This is a genomic window from Prosthecobacter sp. (genome assembly GCF_020439865.1).
Lineage (GTDB): Bacteria > Verrucomicrobiota > Verrucomicrobiia > Verrucomicrobiales > Verrucomicrobiaceae > Prosthecobacter.
This window is the reverse complement of sequence record NZ_JAGRPF010000161.1, coordinates 1-19,582: the sequence shown is the minus strand read 5'-3', so window position 1 is coordinate 19,582 and position 19,582 is coordinate 1. Positions and strand designations below refer to the sequence as shown.

Annotated in this window: 18 protein-coding genes, 1 tRNA gene and 1 pseudogene; 12 read left to right on the top strand and 8 right to left on the bottom strand. The window is 60.4% G+C overall.

Annotated features, from left to right (window positions below):
* On the bottom strand, window positions 1-2,024 hold a 2,024-nt coding region (locus KDL09_RS19575), incomplete at its 3' end, for a hypothetical protein (RefSeq protein ID WP_294388957.1).
* A gap of 27 nt (window positions 2,025-2,051) precedes the next feature.
* The gene (locus KDL09_RS19570) at window positions 2,052-2,717 is read right to left on the bottom strand and encodes an OB-fold-containig protein (protein WP_294388956.1); all 666 of its coding nucleotides are present in this window, start codon (window positions 2,715-2,717) and stop codon (window positions 2,052-2,054) included.
* 308 nt (window positions 2,718-3,025) lie between these two features.
* On the opposite strand from KDL09_RS19570, the gene KDL09_RS19565 reads away from it, so the two are divergent.
* The gene (locus tag KDL09_RS19565; RefSeq protein ID WP_294388955.1) at window positions 3,026-3,268 is read left to right on the top strand and encodes a DNA-binding protein; all 243 of its coding nucleotides are present in this window, start codon (window positions 3,026-3,028) and stop codon (window positions 3,266-3,268) included.
* 44 nt (window positions 3,269-3,312) lie between these two features.
* Here KDL09_RS19565 and KDL09_RS19560 read toward each other — a convergent pair whose 3' ends face one another.
* Together KDL09_RS19560 and upp are read right to left on the bottom strand one after the other, a co-directional pair.
* Window positions 3,313-4,236, bottom strand: a complete 924-nt coding sequence (locus tag KDL09_RS19560) for a metallophosphoesterase (protein WP_294388954.1) — start codon at window positions 4,234-4,236, stop codon at window positions 3,313-3,315.
* A gap of 56 nt (window positions 4,237-4,292) precedes the next feature.
* Window positions 4,293-4,922 (bottom strand): uracil phosphoribosyltransferase, encoded by a 630-nt coding sequence (gene upp / locus KDL09_RS19555; RefSeq protein WP_345781099.1) that lies wholly within the window; start codon window positions 4,920-4,922, stop codon window positions 4,293-4,295.
* A gap of 69 nt (window positions 4,923-4,991) precedes the next feature.
* Between upp and KDL09_RS19550 the strand changes: the two genes are divergently transcribed.
* Window positions 4,992-5,471, top strand: a complete 480-nt coding sequence (locus KDL09_RS19550; protein WP_294388951.1) for a hypothetical protein — start codon at window positions 4,992-4,994, stop codon at window positions 5,469-5,471.
* On the opposite strand, the gene KDL09_RS19545 is transcribed toward KDL09_RS19550, so the two are convergent.
* Window positions 5,468-6,121 carry a DedA family protein gene (locus tag KDL09_RS19545; RefSeq protein WP_294388949.1) on the bottom strand — a complete coding sequence of 218 codons (654 nt, stop codon included), beginning with the start codon at window positions 6,119-6,121 and terminating at the stop codon, window positions 5,468-5,470. The two genes, KDL09_RS19550 and KDL09_RS19545, sit on opposite strands and share 4 nt — an antisense overlap.
* Before the next feature lie 140 nt (window positions 6,122-6,261).
* Between KDL09_RS19545 and KDL09_RS19540 the strand changes: the two genes are divergently transcribed.
* Together KDL09_RS19540 and KDL09_RS19535 are read left to right on the top strand one after the other, a co-directional pair.
* Window positions 6,262-6,747, top strand: coding sequence for a phage regulatory CII family protein (locus KDL09_RS19540; RefSeq protein ID WP_294388946.1), 486 nt, complete (start codon window positions 6,262-6,264; stop codon window positions 6,745-6,747).
* A 19-nt stretch (window positions 6,748-6,766) separates the two neighbouring features.
* Window positions 6,767-7,129 (top strand): cupin domain-containing protein, encoded by a 363-nt coding sequence (locus KDL09_RS19535; protein ID WP_294388945.1) that lies wholly within the window; start codon window positions 6,767-6,769, stop codon window positions 7,127-7,129.
* Window positions 7,130-7,169: 40 nt separating this feature from the next.
* Here the strand turns inward: KDL09_RS19535 and KDL09_RS19530 are convergent.
* Window positions 7,170-7,246: transfer RNA gene (locus KDL09_RS19530), tRNA-Met, on the bottom strand.
* Between the two features lie 116 nt (window positions 7,247-7,362).
* Here KDL09_RS19530 and KDL09_RS19525 point away from each other — a divergent pair.
* The 8 genes from KDL09_RS19525 to KDL09_RS19490 all read left to right on the top strand — a co-directional run bounded on the left by KDL09_RS19525 (window position 7,363) and on the right by KDL09_RS19490 (window position 18,483).
* Window positions 7,363-8,190: a DUF1080 domain-containing protein gene (locus KDL09_RS19525; RefSeq protein ID WP_294388944.1), complete on the top strand. Its 828-nt coding sequence runs from the start codon at window positions 7,363-7,365 to the stop codon at window positions 8,188-8,190.
* A 116-nt stretch (window positions 8,191-8,306) separates the two neighbouring features.
* On the top strand, window positions 8,307-9,374 hold the full coding sequence (locus KDL09_RS19520; RefSeq protein WP_294388942.1) for a polysaccharide deacetylase family protein: 1,068 nt from the start codon (window positions 8,307-8,309) through the stop codon (window positions 9,372-9,374).
* Window positions 9,371-10,543, top strand: a complete 1,173-nt coding sequence (locus KDL09_RS19515; RefSeq protein ID WP_294388940.1) for a glycosyltransferase — start codon at window positions 9,371-9,373, stop codon at window positions 10,541-10,543. The genes KDL09_RS19520 and KDL09_RS19515 overlap by 4 nt, the downstream gene beginning before the upstream one ends.
* Before the next feature lie 215 nt (window positions 10,544-10,758).
* Window positions 10,759-11,826 carry a polysaccharide deacetylase family protein gene (locus KDL09_RS19510; RefSeq protein ID WP_294388939.1) on the top strand — a complete coding sequence of 356 codons (1,068 nt, stop codon included), beginning with the start codon at window positions 10,759-10,761 and terminating at the stop codon, window positions 11,824-11,826.
* The gene (locus KDL09_RS19505; RefSeq protein WP_294388937.1) at window positions 11,823-13,079 is read left to right on the top strand and encodes a glycosyltransferase; all 1,257 of its coding nucleotides are present in this window, start codon (window positions 11,823-11,825) and stop codon (window positions 13,077-13,079) included. The genes KDL09_RS19510 and KDL09_RS19505 overlap by 4 nt, the downstream gene beginning before the upstream one ends.
* Entirely contained in the window at window positions 13,076-14,833 is a 1,758-nt protein-coding gene (locus KDL09_RS19500) for a DUF4091 domain-containing protein (RefSeq protein WP_294388936.1), read from the top strand. Before KDL09_RS19505 ends, KDL09_RS19500 begins: the two co-directional genes overlap by 4 nt.
* Entirely contained in the window at window positions 14,830-16,029 is a 1,200-nt protein-coding gene (locus tag KDL09_RS19495) for a GNAT family N-acetyltransferase (RefSeq protein WP_294388934.1), read from the top strand. Before KDL09_RS19500 ends, KDL09_RS19495 begins: the two co-directional genes overlap by 4 nt.
* A 9-nt stretch (window positions 16,030-16,038) precedes the next feature.
* Complete coding sequence (locus KDL09_RS19490) at window positions 16,039-18,483, top strand: hypothetical protein (RefSeq protein WP_294388932.1); 2,445 nt, start codon at window positions 16,039-16,041, stop codon at window positions 18,481-18,483.
* 6 nt (window positions 18,484-18,489) lie between these two features.
* Here the strand turns inward: KDL09_RS19490 and KDL09_RS19485 are convergent, their stop codons facing one another.
* Both KDL09_RS19485 and acnA read right to left on the bottom strand, forming a co-directional pair.
* A complete protein-coding gene (locus tag KDL09_RS19485; protein ID WP_294388930.1) occupies window positions 18,490-18,951 on the bottom strand; it encodes a PH domain-containing protein in 462 nt (153 codons plus the stop codon).
* A 100-nt stretch (window positions 18,952-19,051) separates the two neighbouring features.
* Window positions 19,052-19,582: pseudogene (gene acnA / locus KDL09_RS19480) on the bottom strand (aconitate hydratase); the annotation flags it as partial.

Below are 19,582 nucleotides of genomic sequence, written 5' to 3'. Positions count from 1 at the left end.
CGGCTCGCGGCACCGATCATGCCGGTGAGCTTGTTCAGCGTGGTGGAGTCGGGGTTGAGACCGATGAGCTTGGCGAAGAGGGCGCTGAGCGTGAGGTTCTTCGTGTCTTCGGCGGTGAGGCCGAACTGATCGACGATGGTCTTCAACTGGGCTTTGAAGTAGTCGGGGTCGCCGTTGAAGAAGGTTTCCTTCACGTCGGTCAGCGTGCGGCTGCCTTCGACCATGCGGTCGATGGCGCGGGCATTGCCGATGGCGCTGGTGATCTTGTCGAAGAACTGGCTTTCGCCGCCGACGATTTCGATCTTGGCGGACTTCATGGCCTCGCCGAGCACGCCGGCCTGAGCGGCGGCGATGTCCTTCTGGATGTTGATCTGGGCGAGTTCGACGGACTTCTCCTTGTCGAGCGTGAGCTTGAACTCCTCGTGCTCGCGACCGGCGTCTTCGAGCAGCTTCATGGCCTGGGCCTTCTTCGTGATGCCATCCGCTTCCGCAGCGAGCTTGAGCTGCGTGACTTCCGCTTCGACGGAGCCTTGTTTCTGAGAGGCTTCGGCCTTCGCAAGCAAGACTTGGGCTTCGCCGAGCCCGATGGCGGCTGACGAGGCCGTTTTACCTTCGGCGAGCGACTTCTCGGCAGCGGCGTCTTTGGTGGCGGATTCCTGACGAGCCTCGGCCAGTGTGAGGATTTCCTGCGCACGGAGTTCCGCAGCCTGCTTGGCTGCTTCCGCGGCTTTGATGGCGGTGAATGCGTCCTGCTCGGCAGCGAGGCGTGCGGCCTCCTTGGCCGCTTCGGCCTCTTTGATCTTCTGAATGAGCTGCTCCTGGGCGGCCTTTTCGGCATTGGTCAACGCGACCTGCTTCTCGCGGTCGGCGGTGGCGAAGGCCTCGGCGTCCTTCATCTTCTGCTGCTCGATGACGACAGTCTTTTCGAGGGCGACGCGGTCCTTGATGACTTCCTGGATGTTTTTCTTCTCCTGCTCGACCGCTTTTTCCTTCTCGATGTCCTTGAGCGTGGTGACGCGCTGGCGGTCGATGATTTCAAGGTCGCGATCACGTGTGACTCTTTCGATCTCGACGGCATCCGTGCGCTCCTTGTTGCGCTGAGCGACGAGCACCTGGCGGTCTTTGTTCTCGGTGGCGACGGCGATTTCTTCGTCAGCAGAAATCCTGGCGCGCTCGGACTTGAGACGCTCTTCGGATTGTACCTTCATCGTTTCTGCCTCTTCGCGGGCCTTCACGCTTTCCACATCACGTTTCTGCTTCGCTTCGGTTTCAGCGAGCTGGCGTTCGAGTTCGAGGATTGCTTCACGCGCCTGCACGTCCTGCTGCTTGATGACCTTCTCCTTGTCGCGCTGGATGTTGTTGGCCAGCTTGGCCTGCGCGGCGGTGAGTTCGGTGATCTTCTTGATGCCTTCGGCGTCGAGGATGTTGTCCGGGTCGAGGTTTTCGAGCTGTGTCTGTTCCAGGAAGTCGATGGCGCAGTCGTCGAGCGTGAAACCGTTCAAGTCGGTGCCGATGACTTTCAGGATCTCGCTCTTGAAGGTGTCGCGCTCATTGTAGAGCTGCACGAAATCGAAGCGCTTGCCGACGGTCTTGAGAGCTTCGGAGAACTTGGCGTCAAACAACACGCGAATCGTGTCCACAGCGGAAGCACGCGTACAGCCGATGGACTGGGCGACACGCAGCACGTCCTCCGGCGTTTTGTTTACGCGTACAAAGAAGGCCACCTTGATGTCGGCGCGAAGGTTGTCTTTGCAAATCAGACCCTCGGTTGCTTTGCGCTCGATTTCGATGCGCTTAACCGAGATGTCCATGTACTCGGCCTGATGCGCGACCGGGATGACGATCATGCCGTTGAAGGACACCTTGGTACCTCCGATGCCGTTGCGGACGATGGCCTGACCCTGCGTGACCTTGCGGAAGAAGCGCGAGAAGAGGATGAGAATGCCGAGGAAAATGCCGACGGCGATGACTCCAACGAGGAGGCTGCCTTCGAGCAGGAGAGCGAGGGGGAGGGTGGCGGTCATGGTAGTGCTGGGTGGAAAGTGGGTGGTTTAGTTTTGATGGGAGGCTTCGACGAAGTAAAAGACGTGACCAGGGCCGGGGGCGACAACTTTGGCCTGGTCTCCACGTTTCAGTGCTACGGCACCGGGCTGCGTACGGACATTGATCAGCAGCGGCACGCTGGCGGTGGCGATTTCCAACTGCCCGTAGGAATCATCGACTTCGGTGGAGGCGACGACGCCTGTGCGGCCGACAACTTCTTCGGCCTCGGAGTCGGCATCGCTCATGGCTTTGAAAAGTTTGCCGACGGGGATCGTGGTGAGTTTGGTCAAGACGAGACTGCCGAGCAGATTGGGCAGAAACAACAACGCGGCCTGACCGGGAGCGCCCGCCGGATTGTACCATTCATTGAGCACGAGCGAGCCGAACCAGAGGAAGAGGACCATGAAGCTGAGCCAGACCACGAGCGGCACCTGCGAGAACCCGAAGAACCGTCCTATTGAGAGCCAGGCCCCGCCGGTGCTGAGAGTGTGAGCGTGGCCATGGGTGGAATGCGCCCCGTCGGCTTCCGCATCGAGGCCGAGGTCGTCGGGAACATCGGCTTCGAAATCAAGCGCGCCGAGCAGGACGAGGAGCCAGTAAAACACCACCAGCGTCAGAAGCAGCGAGAGCAGCAGCTGATGGGGTGAGATCGCGGCTTGGAAGAGTTCGGACACGTCGGGAGTGCTGGTTGAGATGGGCGTGATTTAAGCAACTGACCTGAGGTGGTGCGATTACAATTTTGGAGTTCGTCTTCAGAGGCTTTACATCATCCATGCAACGCCACCTCATGATGGTGCGGATCACGCCTGCTTTTTATATGATGTTGGCCTCGAATCCAGGCTGACAGCTGCCTTTGAGAGGGTTGTCCCTCACGGATAGTGCTGCGAGAAGCGTTGACAATACAGGCAGTGCTCCTAGAATCGGCCTCGAATTCACCCCGAACAAAAGCACAGCGAATTGTCAGTCAGTGGAGGTCATCGGCATGAGGAACACAGAATTTGAAGACGAACGGCGTCCGCCCAACCCGCCGCTGCATTCCGAAAAGATCGTCACCGATCGGAAGATCTTTTTCCTCGACCTCAAAGAAAACGATCGCGGCAAGTTCATCAAGATCACCGAGGACGTGCGCGGCCGTCGTGACACGATCATTCTGCCGATCGAAGCGGCCCAGGAGTTCTTGGACGCGATGATGCGCACTTTGGACGCCGCGGGAGTGGACGAGTAAATCATACGCCGGACGTCTCTGTCCGGCGTTTTCGATGCGAGCGCTTAAGCGAACTTGATGACGTGTTTCTGTCCGTGTTCGTCATGTGCAGGATTCAGCGCTCTCAGCTCGAATTCGGCGCGGTCTGAGTTGATGCGCACTATGACCCAGCCGTTTGGGCGCTTCGGATCGAAGGTGTAGGCGATGGGCGGCAGGTTAATCAGCGGCAGGCCGGTCTTCTCGTGCTTCGACTTCAGCCAAGTGTGCGTGTGGCCGTAGATGTAGCCCTGCACCTTCGGGTAGGATGCGAGGAGGTCGAATAACGCATCACTGTCGAGCAGTCCTGTGGGCTGCTTGCCTTCAGGCACAGGGCCCTGCGGATTGTGATGCGCGACGATGAAGGTGGGCTTGTTCGGCGAGTTGCGCAGTTCACGCTCGATCCACACGAGCTGGGCTTCGCCGAGACGGCCGGGTGTTTTGTTTACGAGGTCGAGAGAGTCGAGAAGGATCCAGTTTACCTGGGCGCTGGTGACGGTGGCGACGTGCTTGTCCGGCACGTTCATGGGACGTTCGGCGTTTGGTGGCGGCGGGCCGATGACGGCGTTGAGGAAGTTGTTGCGGTGGTCGTGGTTGCCGAGCGTGCAGTGAATTTGGATCGACTGCTCGCGCAGCGGCTGGATGCAGCGCAGAAAGGTGACGTAGTCTTCGCTGATGCCTTCGAGATAGGCGCAGTCGCCGTTCACAATGAGGCCGAAGGGCTTCTGGCCGATTTTGAGCACCTGATTGGCGCAGCGGCGCAGGTTTTCCGCCATGCAGGCTCCTCGTGCGACGAGCGCCTCGTCTTCGGCGATGTGGGTGTCGGAAAACAGCACCCAGATCTGTTCTGGAATCTCAAGCGCTGGAAGCTGGGTGGCAAATGAACCGATAGCGGCGGCGGTGCCGTGCTTCAACCAGTCGCGGCGTGTCAGAGGTGGCAGGGTGATGGGCATTGGGGAAATCTAAAACGCCAACTAAGGAGCGGATCGTGCGGAGCGGAAGACAAACTTTAGGTCCCGAAGTAGCGATCGCCCGCATCACCGAGGCCGGGGACGATGTAGCATTTTTCATTGAGCCCCGCATCGATGGCCGCAGTGACGATGGGCACATCCGGATGCGCACGCTCCAAGGCGGCGAGTCCTTCCGGACAACTGACGACGCAGATCATCGTGATGCGCAGAGCGCCGGCTTCTTTGAGCTGGCGCACCGCCTCGCTGGCACTGCCACCGGTGGCGAGCATGGGATCCAGCAGGAACACATCCGCGGCGGCGAGGTTCGCCGGCAGGTTGGCATAGTAGGCGTGCGGCAGGGCGGTTTCTTCGTCTCGTTTGATTCCGATGTGGGCAACGGTGGCGTCAGGCACGAGAGGCAGAATGCCATCAAGCAGGCCGAGGCCCGCCCGCAGGATCGGAACGAAGATGACCGGCCGGGCCAGCCGTGCGCCGTGCGTCAGGGCCAGCGGAGTCTGCACACTGATCTCCTCTAGAGGGAGCTCCCGGGATGCCTCGGAAAAAATCAGGCGGGCGAGAAGATTCAGGTGCTTCCGAAATTCATGAGAGGGAGTGTCGGTCGCGCGAATGGCTGATAGATGACACTGCGCCAGAGGGTGCTGAACGACGACGGGCTGCATGGCGCCCATTGTGCCGCGTTTGCCATTGCTGGCAAAGTTTTCTGCCGCTGGATCGAATGTTCGTGATACCCTGATGGCATGAAAACACGGTTCTGTGTGCCTGCCCTGATTGCATGCTGCCTGGTGTCCTGTGAAACACCGCCGCCAACGGACAGCTCGAGTTTTTACTATCCCTCATCGAACCGGGCACCTGTGTCCGGAGGTTTCACCACCGCAGCCACAACCAACGGCAGCACACCGACGCCTCGTGGAGGTTACGCCCCGGGTTCGGGACCAACGTACATGCCGCAGGGCAACCAGTTCATGTATCAACAAAATGTCAGCGGTCCATTTGGCAGCCGCAGTTCGACAGGTGTCATTCAGTCTTCCGGCGGCGTGCAAAGTTATCAGACCATCGGTGGACTGCCGATCTATCCCGGCGCATCGCTCCCCGGCTACATTCCAAACCAGCCGTATTACGGCGCCCCCACTTCCCAGCAGCCAGTGTACGTGCCCGGAGTGGGCGGGAATCCAGGCTACTACATCAATCCGAACACTGGTGCGCGGGTGCAGCCTTAGCTCTCGGCGTTTTCCTTCGCCTTTCGTTTTGCCTCCGCCCGGTGTTTGAGCACCTCGAAGGCAATTGGCAGAACGGAGACCACGATGATGAGCAGGAACACCAGCTTGATGTTGTTTTTGATCACCGGAATGCTGCCGAGGAAGTAGCCGGCGGCGCTGAAGCTCAGCACCCAAAACAATCCGCCGCCCAGACTGTAGCAGAGGAAGCGGCGGTAGTCCATGCGGCCAAACCCGGCGGTGAACGGCGCAAAGGTGCGAACAATGGGGACGAAACGTGCGAGGATGATCGCCTTGCCGCCGTGCTTCACGAAGAACGCCTCCGTCTTGGCAAGGTAGTCGCGTTTAAACCAGCGCTGGTTCACGATCCAGCCGCCCGCCTTGCGGCCGATCCAATAGTTCAGGTTGTCACCGATGATCGCGGCGCACATCAGCAGAGGAATGATAAGTTCGATGCGCATGAAGCCCTGCGCGGAAAGCGCTCCCACCGCAAACAGCAGCGAATCGCCCGGGAGGAAGGGCATGACCACCAGTCCGGTCTCACAAAAAATGATGGCAAACAGCAGCCCGTAGATCAGCGCGCCGTGATCCTGCGCAAAAGTTTGCAGGTGTTTGTCAACGTGCAGGACGAAGTCGAGAAGCTGGGAGATCATGCGGAGATAGCAGACACTTCGGGCGACTGATGCCAGCCGCAAACGAAAACTCAGGCAACCCCGGCCGAGGGTTCTATGGTCAACGCAGAACGGCAAGGATGCTGCTTGCCAAACAGCCCTGTTTCTGAAACAAGTCGTTCATGGACTCCCATGAAGTGATCAGCAAGGCAGTCGAGCGCACCAGCTTCAAGGAGGTGGCGGCGCAGATGGGCGTCTCTCTCTCGCTCGCTTACAAGTGGTCGCAGCCCGACGAACTTCAGGGCAGCGGCACCTCCAACCCGCTGGACCGTGTGCGCCAGCTTTTCGAGATCACGCAGGATCCGCAGATTGTGCAGTGGCTGTGCCACAAGGCGAATGGCGTCTTTGTGCAGAATCCGGTGGGCGGCGGGCCGCGAGGCATGGAACTGATGCCGGCGACTCAGGAAATCGTTCAGCAGTTTGCGGATCTGCTCACCGCCATCAGCAAGGCCGCCTCCGACAACCACATCAACGAGGAAGAGGCGGAGCACATCCGTGGCGTGTGGGATGAATTGAAGCGCTTCACCGAAGGATTCGTGCGCCTCTGCGAAAAGGGGGATTTTGCGCATCTGGCCGAGGAGATCAAAACTCACCGGCACGCGAAGTAGGGGAAGCTCTCAAGCGCACATGTCCGACGGACCGCTTCTCATCCGCCACGAAGGCCACACGCCACGTGAACGCAGCACCTGCGGTTGGCGTGACCGGCTCATCAGCCGTGAGGATGCAGAGCTGAATCCCGCCGCCTGGGCACACGCGGTGGACATTGACGGCGCGAAGCTGCACTACCACAAGCGCTCCACCGAACTCTACTACGTCCTCGAAGGCGATGGCATGGTGATGCTGGATGGCGTCGAGCAGCCCGTCTCCAAAGGCTCCCTGGTCCACATCCCGCCCGGCGTCGTCCACGGTGCCCGTGGGAAGATGCGCGTACTCGTCGTCGGCATTCCTGACATCGCGGAGGATGATTATTTCGAGGTCGAGGGGCAGTGAAACAAAAAAGCCCGCAGCGGTTGCTGCGGGCTTTTGAGATTGGTTGCGGGAGCAGGATTTGAACCTGCGACCTTCAGGTTATGAGCCTGACGAGCTACCGGGCTGCTCCATCCCGCGATTTGAAGGGCTGCAAGAGTCCGCTCTCCTGCGTGATTGGCAACCTGTTTTTTTCCCGGAAGTTCGTGGCAGGGCGCTGCAACATCGCCTCCCGCCTCCCGTTTGCTGCTTCCCGCATGAAAACCATCGCCTTCATACTCTCATTCGCTTGTGTCAGCAGCGCCACCTTCGCGCTGGATGTCAAACCAGGCGCCGAAAAGCCCTCGCCCATCGGCTACTCCGACACGCCCATCATTCCCGGCACGAAGTGGAAGGTGCATGACATTGACCGTCCGCGCCCTGAGCCGGTGGCTCCTGGCGAGAAGCCCGGCGCGCCGCCTTCGGATGCGATCGTGATTTTCGACGGCACCAACTCCGATGCTTTGCAGGCGAAGGAAAAGGACGCCAAGGGCAAGGAAACCGGCAAAATCATTCCCTGCCCATGGCCGATCGACAGCGGCGTGATGATGATCACCGGTGGCGACTGCTGGACGAAGCAGGAGTTCGCAAGCTGCCAGCTTCACCTCGAATGGATGAGCGAGCCGAACACCAAGGGCAATTCCCAGAAGAAGGGCAATGCCGGCGTGTTTTTCATGGACCGCTACGAGTCCCAGATGCTCGACTGTGACAACAACCCGACCTATGCCGACGGCATGACGGGCGGGGTTTATGGCCAGACGCCGCCGCTGGTGAATGCCGTGCGTCCGGCGGGACAGTGGCAGGTCTATGACATCATCTTCACCGCTCCCAAGCTGGAGAACGGCAAGGTGGTGGAACCGGCCTACATCACGACCTTTGTGAATGGCATCTGCGTGCAGAACCACACGAAGATCATGGGACCGACGAAGCACAAGCAGATCACCGACTACAGCGGCGAGTTTCCGGAGAAGGCGCCGATCCGCATTCAGGATCACAAGAACGAACCGCCGGTGCGCATCCGAAACATCTGGATCCGCCCGCTCTGAAGCGCGGCCCGATGACAAGTCTTTAACTCGGCAAGGCCGGAGGCGATCCCTCCGGCCTTGCGTTTGTCGGCGGATGCCACAGCATGGGCGCACTTCTCCGAGGCACCCGCCTTCCCATGCCGCCACTCCCGCACATCCTTCGTGCCTGCGCCGCCAAAACCTTCCTTATTGCGACCGGTCTCACGGCTTGGGCACGCCAGCGGCGCATCGGAGAGGCGACCATCCTGACCTTCCATGGCGTGCGTGAGGACGACGCTGCGCTCACATCGCTGGAGTGGTATCTGCATCCACCGGCATCGGTGTTTCGGGAGGTTTGCTCGATGCTGTCCCGGAAGTTCCGGGTGATTCCACTGTCGGAAGTGATCAAGGCACAGCAGCACGGCTCTCGTCTGCCTGAGAACGCCGTGGTCTTGACCTTTGACGATGGTTTCGCCTCGAACTTCCACGTGGCCTTTCCCATCCTGAAGCAGCATCAACTGCCTGCGACACTCTTTGTCGTGACCGGCTTTCTCGACGGGGAGGACATGCTCTGGTTTCAGCGAGTCGATGCCGCGATGGGACGCACGCGCAAAGCATCGCTGGACTGGACGATCAACGGCGCGCGATTGCACCTCCAGTTTGCCAATCCGAAGCAGCGAATGAGATCTCATGGTGCGCTGATGCCAGAGTTGAAGAAGCTGTCTCATCACGCTCTGCTGCAGGAAATCGCCCGGCTGGAAGAGGCGCTCGAAGTACTGCCCTTGGGCAAGGATGACCTGCCGCCGGAGATGCGGCCGATGGACTGGAACATGGTGCGCAGCATGGTCGCGAGCGGATTGATCGAGATCGGAGGTCACACGCACACGCATCCGATTCTGGCGCGATGCGATGCAAGGACGATGCGCGAGGAGATTTACACCTGCCGGAACCGGATCGCTGATGAGCTGGGCCAGGCACCGCTTAGTTTCGCCTACCCGAACGGCCGGCCCGGGGACTTCAAGGCGGAGACGGTGGCGTGCGTGCGCGAGGCCGGCTTCAAAGTGGCCTGCACGACGCTGCAGGCGCGAGTCGATGCCCATGCGTCGCTTCTGCAACTGCCACGTCTCGATGCGCCGCTGTCCGTGGCAGAGACGGAAGTCGTCGCCTCCGGCATTCTCGACATCTTCAAAAGGCGGATGAATGAACGTGGCTCCACGACCACATGAGCACGATCCAACCCACCAACGGCACGGTCGAGAATGCCGACACGCGACCGACGGTGTTACATTACCTCTACAACCTTGGTGGTGGAGGCGCGGAGGCGATGCTGATGAACCTCATCGAGTCGCTTGATCGCACCCAGTTCCGAATGGTGGTGGTGGCCGTTCATGCCGCGCCTTGGCCCGATCATGTGCGGCGTTTGATAGAGGCCGGAGCGGTGCTGCATGAGCTAGGGAGCGTGTCACTTGCGAAGCTGCGTCACGTTCTGCGCGCAGAGCGGCCGGAGATCGTGCAAACTTGGATGCAGCAGGCCGATTTCGTCGGCGGATGGATGGCCCGACTAGCTGGCATCCGCCGGATCATCTGGAGCATTCACAGCCTCGAGATCTTCTGTGACCAACAGTGTGGGCCCTTCAAAAATGCGCTCTATCGCGCAACCTTCGCTTTGAGTTCGCGCGTCATTCCGGTTCGCATCGTGTCTTGCTCCGCCGCCGCCATCGATGTTCATGCCGCCACCGGCTATCCTCGTCACAAAATGCAGCGGATTCCCAATGGCATCGATGCTGACCGCTTTGTTCCCGACTGTGAAATCGCACGCAATACACGCCAACGGCTGAATCTGCCGGTGGATGCGCCGGTGATCGGTTATGTAGGCCGCTTCCACGAAGCCAAGGACTTCCCGACCCTACTTCGTGCCGCGAAGATCATGCAAGCACGTGAGCCACGAACGCATTTTTTGCTTTGCGGAGGGCTTGAGTCTGAGCTTTCGCCCGAAGAGCGGCGACTCCTCGGTCAACTGCCCGCCCCTGATCAAGTGCGCTTCGAGTCCTTCCGCGACGACATCTGGACCATACACCCGGCCTTGGACGTTTTCACGCTCTCCTCTCGCACCGAGGCCGCGCCGTTGTCGATCCTGGAGGCCATGGCATGCGGTGTTCCCTGCGTGGTGACGGATGTGGGCGATTGTGCGTCCCTGCTCGGCGGCATGGGCCGGGTCGTTCCCGCACGTAGTCCTGACTCGCTGGCCAAGGCATGGGAGGACACCCTGAACTTCACCCCTGAGGAACGGGTGGAGACGGGGCGGCGGTCGCGTGCCCGTGTGCTGGACCAGTTTACCATCGCCCGGTCGGCCGGGCAGTATGCAAGGCTGTATGATGGGCTTCTGAGCATGTGAAAGGAACGCTGGGGCGACCCTCCGGGTAGGTTGATTGAGTATCCGGGCTCAAAAGTAAGGAAAGCGTAAGAATGATACAGTATTTATGATTATTCTATTGAAGTTAATTAATCAGCTTCTAAATTGCACCAAATTGCAATCAATCTGAAATTTTCATAACAATAATTGCCGCCAGAATTGACTGTCGGCACCAATCCTCAGTTGCCACTCGAATCATGCCGTTCGACTTCCACTCGCGTGCCATCAAAGCTGCAGCCCTCATCGGCAGCGGTCTGGCGCAGTTTGCTCGTGCGCGTCGCAGTTCCGAAACCACGATTTTGTCGTTTCACGGCCTGAGCGAGAACGTGGGTGACTCGGCCGTCCTCGATTGGACGTTGCACCTGCCGGTCGAAGTGTTTCGGAACATCTGCAGCATGCTGGCCAAGGACTACCGGGTGATCTCGATGGCCGAACTCATCGAAGCCCGCAGCCGAGGAGCGCACCTTCCAGACAATTCGGTCATCATCACCTTCGACGACGGCTACGCCTCAAACTACGAACTCGCCTACCCCATTCTGCGGGAGTTCGATCTGCATGCGACTGTCTTCGTTACGACGGGCTTCCTCGACGGCGAAGACATGCTCTGGTTTCAACGCGTCGATCTCGCGCTCGGTCGTACTCGGAAGGAACTCCTCGACTGGAAGATCAATGGCAAGAAGCTGCGCCTCTACCTCGGGACCCGCGAGCTGCGACAGCAGTCTCTTGTGCGTCTGATTCCCGAACTCAAGGAACTGCCGGATACCGACCTTCTCGGCGAGGTGGACCGGTTTGAACGGGCACTCGAAGTCAACACCCCCTGTATCGAAGACCTTCCCAAATCTATGCGTCCGATGACCTGGGAAATGGCTCGCGTCATGTCGCTTAGCGGATATGTGGACATCGGCGGCCACACCCATACTCATCCCATTTTGGCCCGCTGTGATTCGTTGGCGGCACGGGCCGAGATATCCACCTGCCGTGACCGAATCCGTGCTGAAATTGGTGATCTACCAGTCGCCTTTTGCTACCCAAACGGCGGGTCGGATGATTACACCCGTGAGACAATGCTGCGGGTGCGTGAAGCGGGGTTTAAAGCAGCCTGCACCGCGATCAGCGGCCGTGTGACGGCCGATGTGTCGATGTTCGAGCTTCCGCGCTACGGCTCTCCCGAGTCGGTATGGGAGGCGGAGGCCACCGTCTCGGGTGCTTTTGAAACGCTCAAAGACTGGAGGCGGAGCTGCCTCAAAGCCATGTCAATGATATGAAGACGATCACGCTCAACACCAGCGATGCAATGCTGCTGCCCGCCCGGCAGCAGGCGCTTGCGCTTGTGCCAGAGAGATCGATGCCGGCTCCGGCAAGAGACCGACGGCCGGTCGTGCTGCACTTTACCTACAGCATCGGTGGCGGGGGCGCGGAGGCGATGCTCATGAATCTTGCGGAATCACTCGATCCCGCGCGCTTCCGCACTGTCGTCGTGGCCATCAACGCCAGGCCGTGGCCGCATCAGCTCAAACGGCTGCATGAAGCAGGGGTCGATGTCCATGATCTCGAGAGCACTGCGTATCTCAATCCGCAGACCCTTGCCAGACTCAGGGCCGTTCTGCGCCTGGAGCGGCCTGACATCGTGCAAACCTGGATGCATCATGCCGATTTCGTCGGCGGCTGGGCGGCGCGCCTCGCAGGTGTCCGCAAGGTCGTGTGGGGCATTCATTGCCGCGAAATCCATCGCAATCACGGTGAGAGCGTCCTCAAATCCGCACTCTTCCGTCGTGCGCTGTCTCTGAGTTGCCGGTTCATCCCGTCACGTATCATTTCCTGTTCCGCCGCCGCCATCGAAGATCACGCCGCCATCGGTTATCCACGTGCTAAAATGCGTTGGATCCCGAATGGCATCAATGCGGACCGCTTTGTGCCGGACATCGACGCTGCGCTCGATACCCGGGCCGAACTCAAACTGCCTCCCAACGCGCCCGTCGTGGGTTACGTGGGCCGCTTTCACGAGATGAAGGATCTCGGGACTTTCCTGCGTGCGGCGGCGCTCCTGCAAACGCGCATGCCCGACGCTCACTTCGTTCTTTGCGGCGGAGTTGAAGTCGAACTGAGCGCCGAAGAGCGCCAGTTGCTCGCGTTGCTGCCCAACCCGCAGCAGGTGCGTTTTGACTCTTTCCGCGCTGATCCGTGGCGGCTGTATCCGGCCTTGGGCGTGTTCTCACTCTCATCGCGCACGGAGGCCTGCCCGATGACCGTCATCGAGGCGATGTCCTGCGGCGTGCCATGCGTCACCACCGATGTCGGGGACTGCGGGCGTCTGCTCGAAGGCGTGGGGCAGGTCGTGCCGGTGCGTGATCCTGCAGCACTGGCAAAAGCATGGGAACAAACGCTTCGGCTCGGACCCTCAGCACGTGAGCAGATCGCCGCGCAATCGCGTCAGCACGTGCTCGAGCATTTCTCCATCGAACAGGCCGCACGCCAGTATGCGGAAACCTACGCGCAGCTCATGGAGGTGAAGTCATGAAGCGGTCACTTCTTCTTCTTCTTCTTGCTTTGACGGTTCATGCGGCGGCACAGCCCGTGAAAGTGTCGTTCTGCGATGGCATGACGCGCATCTCCCGTAGCGGCACTTCGCCGACGGCGCAAACGCACACCTTGCACGCCGCGCGGGGAGAATGGGAACCGCTGCAAATCATCGTAACCGCCACGCCGGAGCAGTTGAAAAATGTCGAGCTGCTTGCCACCGGCATTGCCAAGAACGATTCGGACGCCCTGCTGCCAGCGCCGAATGTGTTCCGTGAACATTACGTGCGGGTGTCCACATCCACACCGATGGCGCCGCTGCCTCCGGGCGACTATCCCGATGCACTCGTGCCGCTCGACATGCCGGCGCAGGAGCTCGGCGGAACCTCCGTCGTGAACCAGCCGTACTGGGTCGACGTTTTTGTTCCTTACACTGCCGCGCCCGGGGCCTACACGGGCGAGGTGCGTTTCAAGTTCGCCGACGGCACTTCTGCGATCGCAAGCTACACGCTCAACGTGTGGGACTTCGATCTCCCGGTCGTTCCGAAACTGCGCACCTCGATCATGACCACGGTGCGACACGTCGCCGAGGTGCATGGTTTGGAGTACAAAGACAACACGCCTTCGCTCACCCACATGGGGCTGCTCAATGCCTACTATGATCTGCTGGCCGAGCACCGGCTCAGCGTGGATCAGATTTACGGCAGTTATCCCGAGGCAGACACCGGTAAGATCGATGAGGACAAGGTCGAACGTGCGCTCAGGAAGCACTTGTTGCATCGCCATTGCAGCACCGTCGGCCTGCCCATCTGGCCGAAGTGGCCGTTCAACGATCCGCTGGGCCAGGATCGTGAAGCCGCCATGAACTATGTCGCTCAGTGGATGAAGCTGCTCGCCAAGATTCACTGCGAATCGCGCGGCTACGTTATCATGGGCGACCTCGATGAGCCCAACGACGCAGCAGCCTATGAAGTCGTGCGCCGCTGGGGTGAGTTCTTCAATGAAGTCGAAAAAAAGCACGGCATTCGTGTTCCTCTGCATGTCACCGAACAGCCAACACCGGAGAAACCCGCGTGGGGTTCGTTGAACGGAGCCGTGGACATCTGGGTGCCGCATTTCAGCGAGGTGTGGAAGGACATGGAGTGGGCCGGCGGCAGTCACGACATTGCCCTGCGCCGTCAGGCCGGCGATGAAGTTTGGGCCTATGCAGCGCTGGTGCAGATTCCAGATGCCTGGGAGCAACAAAACGGCATGCCCAAAAAGCTTGCCCACGGATTCCCTCCGGTCTGGGCACTCGATTATCCGCCGATGTCCCATCGTGTCGTCGGCTGGTTGTTCCCCAAGGTGGGTATCACCGGGTTTGACTATTGGGACACCATCTTTGCCGCCGAGGGAGTCGATGTCTGGAAGGACGCCAGCACCTTCAAAACACCCGATGGCGCGACTTACAATGGCGACGGCTCGTTCATCTACCCCGCCACCGAAAAACATCAGGGGCGTCATGCGCCTGTCGCTTCGATGCGCTTGAAGTGGCTGCGTGAGACTGCGGAAGACTACGACTACCTCATGCTCGCGCGTCAGCTCGGACTCGAAGACGATGCACGCCGTCTGACTTCCAGCTTCGCACGTGGTTTCGGTGACTGGGATGACAACACGGACGCACTCATGGAGGCACGCCACCAGCTTGGGACCTTGATTGAATCCGCCGAGCATCGCAAACAGACTGCGGCTTTGCAGAAAGGAGGCACACCATGACCTGCACGCTGCCCAAACCGCGTCGCGCTGCCCTAACGCTCGATCTTGTGCGGGATGAGACCGGCTTCGTAGCCCTCAAGCCGTTTTGGGACGCTTTGGTGGATCAAATGGCTACGCGCTCCCCCTTCGTTCGCTGGGATTGGATGAGTCTATGGTGGAAGGAATGCGGCGCGGGCGCGCAACTCGCGCTCGCCGTGTTGCGGGATGTCGAAGGAATCCCGCAGGCCATTGCGCCTCTCATGCTCGCCCGCGAGGACGACGGCGCCCGCCGTCATCTGATCACGTTGGGCTTTCTGGGTGGCTTTGGCCCCGCGCATGGCGAAAGGCTTGATTTCATCGTGCCCGCGGGCCGCGAGGACGAATTTGCTCCACTGCTCTGCAAAGCGTTCAGCCTGCTCCGTGATGAATGTGAGCTCGTGCGGCTGAACTTCCTGCCGCAGGAGTCCCCGAACACGCCGCATATCCGCTTCGCTCTCGAGGAGTATTTTGTCCGGGCCGACGTTCTCAACCGCAGCGCATGCCGCTGCATTGTCCTGCCCTCCACATGGGAGGAGGTCGAGGCACGGCACAGTGCCAACTGGCGCGGCGCACAGCGCCGGAAGTGGCGGACCTTTACAACGGAGCATGGCGGAATCATCACCCGGGCAGGCGATCGCGTGCCGCATGAGCAGGCGTTTGACGAACTGTGCCGTCTGCATGCGATGAATTTTCCGCTGGGAGTCTCCACTTTCACCACTCCGGTGGCGGAGCGGCTGCATCGCCGCATCGCATCAGCCTGGTTGCCACAGGGCCGGGCGATTATGCCGTTGCTCGAGTCACGTGGCCAGGTCATTGCCGCCATCTACGGATTCATCGAACGCGGGGAGTTTTTCCAGTACCAGATGGGCTGGGATGAAACGCTGGCTCGCCTCTCACCCGGAAGACTGGCCGTGGGCGCCTGCATCATGCAGGCGATCCGCTCCGGGCTACACACCTTCGACATGCTGCCGGGCGAGTACAAGTACAAACAGCAGTGGAGCGACTCCACGCGGTGGCTGCTCGATCTGGAGGCGTTCAGTCCCACCAGCTGGCGTGCCGCCACCTTCCACACCCTGCGCGCCGTTCGCCGTCTCTTCCCGCGTGATGTTCGGCCTGACTTCAAAGCCGCGGACGAACTTCGGGAAGAGAGCAAATCGCTCATTTCCTCAGCCGCTTAATCCTTTCCCATGGCCATTCCATACAGCATCCAGCCCGCAAACGCCGCACCTCAGCACGGCTTTGGGACGATGCTTGCCCTCGCGCCAGCGCGCGGTCTGACGCCGATGGCTCCATCCATCACCATGCCGGCGCATCCCGGCATGTCCCCGGTGTTTGATCCGCGTGCCTTCCTCCCTCCGATCAATCCGAATGATTTTGAGGTGCAGTCGCTTATCAGCATCACGGACGTGATTGGCTACATTCGCAAGCGCTGGCTGCGCGGTGCGGTCCTGGGAGCTCTGCTCGCGGCTTTCACCTTTTACTACCTCGGCATGGGCGTGAAGATCTACGAGGCGGAGTCGCAGCTGCTGCTGCGCATTCAAGACGCCAACGTGTTCAACTTCGACGCCATGGCATCCCGCGGCGTCACCGAACTGAGCGCGCCGCAGTTGATCAACAACCATCGCACCGAGCTGCTGTCCCGTCGTTTCCTGAGTCATTTTTACGACAAGTTCCCCGCGGCCCAGCGTGACGCGTACCTCGAGCGCGAAGCGAACTCGCTGGGACGCAAAGATCAGCTGCTCAAGATGCTTGGCCTCTATAAACCGGGCAAACCGGGCGATCCCCGCGAGCGGTTCATCGACCTCATGATTGCCAACACGCGGGTGGAGCCGCTCAAGGAGTCCCACGTCCTGCGGGTGCAGATTCGTGACCGCGATCCGCGTCTTGCCGCCGACTTTGCGAATCGCTACATTGAGGAATACATCCACTACGTCGCCGATCAGGAGGCTCAGCTGAGCGCGGATGCGTCCACCTATCTGGAAACGAAGTCGGAGGAGCTGCTGAAGCGGTTGCGTGAGTCGGAGCAGAAGCTGGCCGAGTATCGCAAAAGCCAGGGCATCATGGAAGACAGCGAGTCGAAGGACATCTCCAATGACAAGGTGCGCCAGCTCAATGTGGCGATCACCGAGGCCGACTTGAAGCTCACCAAGGCCAAGAGTGATCTCAACGACCTCGTCGCGGCGCAGAAAGCCGGGCGTGACCTCACTGAGCTGAAAATCTTCGCTGACAATTCCGACGTGACCTACATCCGCAAGCAGCTGGATGCGAAGATTGCCGAACGCGCCCCCTTGGAGGCCACCTGCGGGCGCCGGCATCCGACCATGATCGGCCTCGCCAAAGAAATCGAAACCCTGCAGGCCGCGTTGGATCGCTCCATCAGTGCTGTCGTCGGCATGATCCAGGCGGAGGTGGAGTCTCAGCAGCGCCAGCTGGCGGACTACCAGCGTCAGCTTGAGGAGGCTCGCGGCGTGGCACTCGACATCAACGGCAAGAACGTGCAGCAGAGCCTGCTGCGCGACCAGGTGCGCATGGATCGCGACCTGTATGAAAAAATCGAAATGCGTCGTAGCCAGGCTGCGCTCACCGGGCAGTTCCGTGACAGCGGTCTCCTCCGGGTCGCGGACATCGCGATGGTGCCGGAAAAGCCGGTGAAGCCCAGCAAACCGATCGCGGCGCTTGCCGCAGTGATGCTGTTTGGCCTCTCCTTGATCGGTCTGCCGGTGGGCTGGGGTATCTTCGACGATCATGTGCGGAAGCTTTTCGTGCCCAAGGATCCAAATACCGGCTCTCAGGAGCCAACTCAGCACACCCCGCATGGCTATGGGTACCCAGCGCAGCAGCCCGCTTCGTCCGTCTCGCCTTTCGCCATAGCTCCGCCGACGGCGCCCGCCCTGTCGGCAGATCGTCTGAGACCACCGCCGTCACCGCAGACCAGGCAGATGCCAGCAGTGAAACCCGCCAGCGGCGAGACCCCGGTTCTTGCCCGGCTGCCGTATGTCAGCGGCAATGCTCCGGAAACCATGCTGGGCGAGCTGCTGAAGCCTGAGCCGATCGGCGCGTCCAGTGCGCTCCATCAGCTCACCAGTACGCTCGAGAAGCAGGCCATGAACCGTGGCAGCACCGCTGGCGTTGTGCTCATCACCAGCGCCGGCTCTGGCGAGGGCAAAACGCTCGTTTCCGCCGCTCTGGCGGCTGCTTTCTGTCACCAGGGCCGTCGTGTGTTCATGATGGAGTGCAATCCGTCCTCCCCCACGCTCCATCAGTGGTTTCCGCGTGCAGTGCAGGGATACGGCGCGTATGCGCATGATCTCGAAGCCCTGCGCTACGGGCACAGCAACCTCTTCCTTCTCCCCGGCTGCGATCTTCCCGCACACGCCACAAACGAACTGCTCGACGGCTATCGCAGTTGGATCGAACGCGCGAGGACGGAGGTCGATTGGATCATTCTCGATGCGTCACCACTGCTGAAGAGCTTCGCCAACGTCGCTCCTCTGGCTCCGCTGGCGACGGATGTGCTGATCGTCAACAATCCATCCGTAAGCAGCGCTGCACAGCTCCGCGCCGGGCTCGCTCTGCTGCAGCCGATGATGTCATCGAGCGCCCTGCGCGGCATGGTGGTGAACGGCGGGTGATTTGACTCACGGGGCGCTTTGCCTCTTCAAAGCATCGATCAACGCGGCGGGATCGCTCACGCTGAGCATCACCGTGTAACCTTCTGTCGTTGGGATGCGTGCCACGTGCTTGCGGTCGGTGACGTAGAGCAGCCCCTTCATTCCGTTGCGCAGTTTGAACCAGCCTGCGGCATAACCCGGCAGTCCGGTGCCCATTGTACGCCATTTGGGCTGATGATCCTTGTCCGTGTTGAGATTGGTAACGACGGCTTCGTCGAGCTTGAGAGACGCGAGAGGGATCAAGCGACCGTAGAGGTCGCCTTGAAGGCGCAGACCTTGTTTGGAGACTGTGAATTGAGCATGCTGCATGGACCACGCAACCCAGCCCATCATGAACATCACGCCCACGAGGATGAGACCGATGATGGCGAAGAACCACAGTGACTTGCTCGCGGCAGGGATCATGGGAAAGACGGTGGAAGCATTCATGACGGCAGTTTGCTCACTGCGCGCGGAATTTCCAAGCCAACAAAAAACCCGGCAGCCTTTCGGACTGCCGGGTTTTTTGAGTGTTGATGAGAACAACGGCTTACGCATTCGCGCGCAGGATCTGCGCGAGCACATACGGCAGGATGCCGCCGGCGCGGTAGTAGTCGATTTCGACGGGGGTGTCGATGCGAACGATGAGCGGCACGTCGAAGGTGCTGCCGTCGGCTTTGTGGACGCGGAGCGTGGCTTCGCTCATGGGCTTGAAGTCGTTGCTGATGCCCAGGATGTCGAAGGTGGCGTCGCTGAGGTCCTTCACCTTGTCGTAGTCGGCCTTGTCCTTGAAGTTGCAGGGCAGGACGCCCATGCCGACGAGGTTGCTGCGGTGGATGCGCTCGAAGGACTTCGTGATGACGGCCTTCACGCCCAGGAGACGCGTGCCTTTGGCGGCCCAGTCGCGGCTGGAGCCCATCCCGTAGTCTTCGGCGCCGATGACGATCGTTGGCGTGCCGGCGGCCTTGTAGGCCTCGGCAGCGTCGTAGATGCTCGTCTCGGTGCCTGCAGGCTGAAGCAGCGTGTTGCCGCCTTCCTTGCCGCCGAGCATGAGGTTCTTGATGCGCACGTTGGCGAAGGT